The 6,416-nt window shown below is 39.6% G+C and carries 3 protein-coding genes and 1 pseudogene; 2 read left to right on the plus strand and 2 right to left on the minus strand.

Annotated features, from left to right (window positions below; genetic code table 11):
* Positions 1-54: 54 nt before the first annotated feature.
* Together WYK_RS05420 and WYK_RS05425 are read right to left on the minus strand one after the other, a co-directional pair.
* Positions 55-933: a TRM11 family SAM-dependent methyltransferase gene (locus tag WYK_RS05420; protein WP_081704775.1), complete on the minus strand. Its 879-nt coding sequence runs from the start codon at positions 931-933 to the stop codon at positions 55-57.
* Positions 934-1,257: 324 nt separating this feature from the next.
* Complete coding sequence (locus tag WYK_RS05425) at positions 1,258-2,463, minus strand: acyl-CoA dehydrogenase family protein (protein ID WP_040373568.1); 1,206 nt, start codon at positions 2,461-2,463, stop codon at positions 1,258-1,260.
* A gap of 217 nt (positions 2,464-2,680) precedes the next feature.
* On the opposite strand from WYK_RS05425, the gene WYK_RS05430 reads away from it, so the two are divergent.
* Together WYK_RS05430 and WYK_RS05435 are read left to right on the plus strand one after the other, a co-directional pair.
* Positions 2,681-4,039 carry an alkaline phosphatase family protein gene (locus WYK_RS05430; protein WP_051387328.1) on the plus strand — a complete coding sequence of 453 codons (1,359 nt, stop codon included), beginning with the start codon at positions 2,681-2,683 and terminating at the stop codon, positions 4,037-4,039.
* Positions 4,017-5,290 (plus strand): annotated as a pseudogene (locus tag WYK_RS05435) (MFS transporter). The gene WYK_RS05430 and the pseudogene WYK_RS05435 overlap by 23 nt, the downstream one beginning before the upstream one ends.
* Positions 5,291-6,416 lie beyond the last annotated feature (1,126 nt).

Below are 6,416 nucleotides of genomic sequence, written 5' to 3' on the forward strand. Positions count from 1 at the left end.
CTATTTATTAAAAGTAAAGAGGGCATCAGAATTCCAATGCCCTCTTTTTTCTCCTCACACACAAACTACAATTTGTCTTAAGAAGTTTCCTTTTTTCGCGACGCAGCGGTCGGTGATTTCGTATCCTGCTTCTTTGATCATGTCGTCCATTGTTTCGATGGTTACGACGATGACTTTTTCTGCGAAGCTTCGGGCATGCTTGAGAATTGAGAGTTGGTCTTCTGGCGTTGCATGGGTGTATAGGTTGTAAGGCATATCGATAATGGCTACATCGTATTTTTCAGTAACATCAGCAATTGGTCCTGTTGTGACGTCGCCCTGCAAGCCGAAGTAGGCAATATTTTCTCTTGATCCATCTGTAACGAGCGGGTTGATGTCACGACCAACAATATTGATCCCCATTGATAGTGCTTCAACTAATACGGTTCCGATTCCGCAGCAAGGGTCAATAACCTTGATTCCTTCTGGATTCGGTACAGCGATATTAACAATTGCTCTCGCCACACGTGTACTTAAAGCGGTTGAATATTCACGTGGTTTTTTTAGATGGTGCAGCCATACGGACTCGCTTTTTATATAGTTTCCTAAATACCAACGGCCGCCAAGTGTGACAATCCCGAATATTTTGTCGGGGTTTTGAACATCAGCTAATCCTTGAACTTTCCAACCGATATCACGTTCAATGTTCCGTCTTTCCCAATACCCGATTTTCACTGAAGGATCCAGGTCATTAATTTTCACATACAACACCTTGAATGTGGTCTCACCTAATTCTATTTGGTCTGCCTGATCGACAATTTCAGAAAGAGTATCTCCTTCAAATAATACTTCGATTCGTTCTTTAATAAATGGACTTCTGCTTGGATTTATCGCTATTGGCGTTTTAATAATATTCGTTTCCGATTCCACGCCGAATAATGAACGCATTTCCATCCGGCATAAGGAAACTTCGTCTGGACTGTATGCAAAGGTATATATATAAACCGGTTCTCGGTTAAGCTTCTCCACTTTTTTCCCACCCTTTATCGCTTTTCTATATTCCCGTCTCAAATGATAACCATATCGCGAAAAAGGGAGAAAAGCAATGGCGGAGATAGCCAGCCTCCAATTAATAGCATTAGCTGAAGTGGTACTAGGGGCCGCAGCAAATAAATCCCCTAAAGATTATTTGTTACATAATTCTTTACGACCGAATCGCATAAAAAAAATGCTGAAATCTGGACATCGCCCTCCATTCAGCACTAAGAGTTTCTTACTTTAATGAACTGTTACCTTTTCAAATGGCCAAGATGGCAATTGTTTGCGGAGCGGCTTATCTTCTCTGTATCCAAGTGCGTATTCACCTTGCATCACAGTATGGATTTCTCTTGTGCCTTCATAGATTACAGGTGCTTTCGAGTTTCGAAGATATCGTTCTACTGGATACTCATCACTATATCCATAAGCACCATGGATTTGAACGGCGTCATTTGCTGCTTCATTTGCTGCATTACAGGCAATCCACTTAGCGAGTGAGGTTTCTTTGGTATTCCGTTTTCCTTCGTTTTTCAAGGTTCCTGCTTTATAAACCAGCAGCCGCGATATTTCTAAGTTTGCACTCATTTTCGCAATCATTTGCTGAACTAGCTGATGTTTGCCAATCTCTTTCCCAAATGTACTTCGTTCATGACAATATTTAAGACTTGCCTCGAGGCTCGCTTCAAGCAGGCCGACAGCACCCGCCGCGACGGTAAAGCGCCCATTATCTAGCGCCGACATGGCAATTTTGAAACCTTCTCCTTCTTCTCCTAAACGATTCGCAGCCGGCACTTTCACATCATTAAAAAAGATCTCTCCCGTATTCCCCGCGCGAATCCCCAATTTCCCTTTAATTGCTTTTGATTCGAATCCTTCAAAAGTACGCTCTACAATGAATGCAGTAATCCCTTTTGAACCTAAATCATGATCTGTTTTCGCAAACACTAGAAAATGATCTGCATAATCACAGAGAGAGATCCACGTCTTTGAACCATTTAATACATAATAATCCCCTTCACGCTTAGCAGTGGTCTGCATAGCCGCTACGTCAGATCCTGCGTTTGGTTCCGTCAAACCAAATGCACCAACCTTAAGTCCTTTTGCCTGGGGGACTAAATAGGTTTGCTTTTGTTGTTCTGTGCCCCATTGCAAAAGGGTCATGGTGTTTAAGCCGGTATGTACCGAAACAGCGGTCCGATAGGCGGTATCACCTCGTTCCAATTCCTCACAAATAATTGCCAGCGTATTATAATCCATTCCCAGTCCGCCGTATTCTTCTGGAATACAGACCCCCATTAATTCAAGCTCTGACAGACGCTTAAGAATAGATGGCTGAAACGCTCCCTGTCGATCCCACTCTTGAATGTACGGAATAATTTCCTTATCAACAAACTTCCTTACTACCTTTTTTACGCTTTGCTGCTCTTCGGTTAATTCGAAATTCATCATTAACATTCGCCTGCTTTCATTTCAATATAGTAGAAAAAAAAGAACGGAGAATCATAGAATTGTTGATATAAGCATAAAATAATTATCCGAATTTTACAATAATTACTACTAGCTATGATCAAATAGACCGTATTTCTTTGAAAATTTTTACAAATACTTCCTAATTAATAGTAAGATGGGGTAACAGGAACCTAATCAGTTGGGAGGGTTTAATATGAAAGCACTTACAAATCGTTTGATTGTCATCTCTTTTGACTGCCTATCCTCTTCAGACTATCAATTAATTAGAACATTGCCGAATTTCCGACGTGTCTTAAATGAAGGCTCATATGTCCAGCATGTTGAAGCTATTTATCCTTCGTTGACCTATCCAAGTCATGTCTCCATCGTGACTGGGAATTACCCTAAACGCCATGGAGTAATTAACAATACCTTGCTGCAGCCGGGGGCTTCTTCTCCAGATTGGAACTGGTACCGTGCTAATATTAAAGGTACGACATTATATGATGAAGCCTATAAAGCAAACCTGACAACCGCTGCTCTGTTGTGGCCAGTCACAGGGAAGGCGAAAAGTATTCAATACAATCTGCCTGAGATATTTGCAAATCGTCCATGGCATAACCAAATAGCTGTATCACTCTTAAACGGCACACCCGCTTTTTTATGGGATCTTAACAAACGCTTTGGCCATATCCGTAATGGACTAAACCAACCCGAATTAGATGACTTTGTTTTAGAATGTACCATCTATACGCTGCAAACCAAAAAGCCTGATTTACTTCTTATTCATTTTACAGATTTGGATACAAACAGACATCAAAATGGTGTCTTTTCAAGTGAAGCGACTGAGGCGATTCATCGACATGATAAACGGCTTGGTCGTATTCTTGATGACCTTGAAGAAAGAGGAGAATTAGCAGAAACCACTATAGTTGTTTTGGGGGATCATAGTGCATTGGATGAAAATAAAGCAATAAGTCCTAATGTTATTCTTTATGAGGAAAACTTGATTACGGTTAATCGAAAAGGCAAAATCACTGATTGGAAGGCCTATTGTAAGAGCTGTGACGGCTCAGCGTATATTTACCTCAAGCATCCTGTTGATACCCAAACCATGAAAACAGTAAAAGACATTCTCACGAAATTAGCAGCTGATCCCTCTAAAGGAATAGAATATGTCCTTACTGGCGAAGAAGCAGGAAGAAAAGGCGCTGATCCCGAATGTGCTTTTATGATTGAAGCAAGATCCGGCTATTATTTTATCGAGGATTACCTAGGTGATTATCAAAAGAATGTGACCGCATTTGACGTAAGGACGAATAAAAAATATATGTTTGGCGCACATGGCTATTCACCCGAAAAACCAAATTATACTACCTTCTTAATGGCTTCGGGTAAAGGCATTTGTCCAAACAGAATCATCCCTTATATGCATTTGACTGATATTGGCCCCACATTAGCTAGACTTCTTGGTTTAGATATCGGTGAAACGGATGGAAATATTACCGAAGCGTTATTGGATATTGACAACGTTCAAAGGGGGGCAAGTTATGAAAAAAATGTCCGTGCCTGAACGAAGCTGGGCGTTTTACGATTGGGCAAATTCGGCTTATTCGATAGTGGTCGTTACAGCCATTTTCCCGTTATTATTTAAATCATCGGCAACTAATGCTGGAATTGCTGCCTCCACTTCCACTGCCTATTGGGGATATGCGAATTCTTTGGCCGCACTTCTCATTGCGATTTTAGCGCCGCTTCTAGGTACGCTTGCGGATTTTAAAGGCTTTAAAAAACGGTTTTTATTTTTTTCGTGTCGTTAGGTGTTCTATTTACGATGATGCTGGCCGTCATTCCACATGAAGAATGGTTGATTTTATTAATCTGTTTTATTTTTACTTCTATCGGCTTTGCAGGTGCAAATATCTTCTATGACGCTTTTCTTGTCGACGTAACCAGCTCAGATAGGATGCATCGTATTTCTGCTAATGGTTTTGCGTTAGGCTATATAGGCAGCACGGTTCCTTTCATTATCGGTATTGCACTTATTATCTTGTCACAGCAGGCTGTCATTCCACTATCTGTAACTGTTTCCAGTCAAGCGGCCATTGCCATTACTGCTTTATGGTGGGGATTATTCACCATTCCGATGATCAAACATGTCGAACAACAATATTATGTAGATCGTGTTCCCCGCCCTGTAACAGCCAGTTTTAAGAAGCTTTTGACGACGATAAAAAATATAAAGGCTTACCGAGCCTTATTTCTGTTCCTCCTAGCCTATTTCTTTTACATAGATGGGGTGAATACAGTTATGACCATGGCTACGGTTTTTGGAACCGATTTAGGTCTTGATTCGACTAGTCTTCTGCTCGTCTTATTTATCACACAAATCGTTAGTGCTCCCTTAACCATTTTATTTGGCAGGCTGGCAGAGCGATTTAATGATAAGAAAATGCTTCTATCCGGCATTCTTATTTACATCTTTATTTGTATCTATGCTTACTTTATAAAAACGGTTGTTGATTTTTGGGTAATTGCTATGATGGTGGCATCCGCACAGGGAGGGATTCAAGCATTGAGCAGGTCTTATTATGCTAAACTTATACCTAAACAATCGTCTAATGAGTTTTTTGGATTTTATAATATAATTGGTAAATTCGCGGCTATACTCGGCCCGGTGCTGGTCGGAATAACCGCCCAACTAACGGGAAATACCAGCAATGGCTTGTTTAGCTTAATCATTTTATTCATTATTGGCGGCATTCTTTTACTCCGCGTTCCTGATCAAGGAAAACCTGCTTCCCCGCCAACGATTTCCGTCTAAAAAAGAGCATGCCATTTAGGCTTTCTCTCAGACTGTAGACAAACTCGGGTGGAAAGCGAGTTTGTCTACAGTCTTCTTTTTTAATTTTGGCTGTTTTCGTATAGATTGTTGCTATTATGACCAAATAAAAAAAGCCACTTTCAAAAGGAAGCAGCGTTACCAGTTATTCAACTAAACCAGCTAATAGGAGTCAACAGTTTTTTATTAAAAGGCTCTGTTATTATTTAATGTTGATATTTGTGTGAAATTTAAAGGATGCCCTAATATATAGGGTTTCCTCCATTCTTTTTAACGTCCCCGTTGAATAAGTATGTTATTTTTAAAAAACTCATATAACCCGTTGGCAAAATAACCATAATCATCGTTATCAATTATCTTACCTCCATAGCCTTCCAGGAAGATTTGTTTATCTATTTCATTTACAAAGGCTGTTGGTTTAGGGCGAATAGCAAAAGATAAGTCATATCGTGGGTCACCATAAGTTCCACTACTCCAATCAATAACTCCAGTAATTACCCCATATTAGCATTATCTTGCAGCCGCGCCACCAATAATGTTAAATTTTAAATTGTTTGAGTAGTAAATGCCTTAAACAACCCCTAACATTACTCCTGTGGAATGACCTGCAAATCCCCATTTACTAAATCCTCATGCTCCACGAATTTGCTTCTAAGTCAAATACAGATTCCAACAAGCAAAATTCGTATGGCTGTGATGATTTTTTCTGAATTTCCTGCTTCTCTAAGATTAACTAAGATCACTTTATTTGTACTTACAAAAGTTTCTGCAAAGTAATTGCCTGTCTCATTAAATTTCCGAATATAAATGAGTCACACAAAGTGGCTCTCCTTCGCCTTGAGTAAAGATTTCAAATCTTCCTCTCGTTGTTTCTACAAATACTTGTTCCCCCATATAATCCTCACCTATACTTTAGAAGTTTATGTTAAATTTCAATAAAAATCAGCGTATTTCCTTTTTTTCTACCCTGCTCCTTTAGTTACAAGAAAAGCTGCCTAAAAATACTCTCATTATAAAAATAAATTATTCTCCTGCCCTCCTATCTGTAAACAATGAAAATCCTGAAAGGAATTTTTTTTATCACGAATAATTTTTTACAGGAATGCAT

The sequence above is a fragment of the Peribacillus psychrosaccharolyticus ATCC 23296 genome (assembly GCF_000305495.1).
GTDB classification, from domain to species: Bacteria; Bacillota; Bacilli; order Bacillales; family DSM-1321; genus Peribacillus; species Peribacillus psychrosaccharolyticus.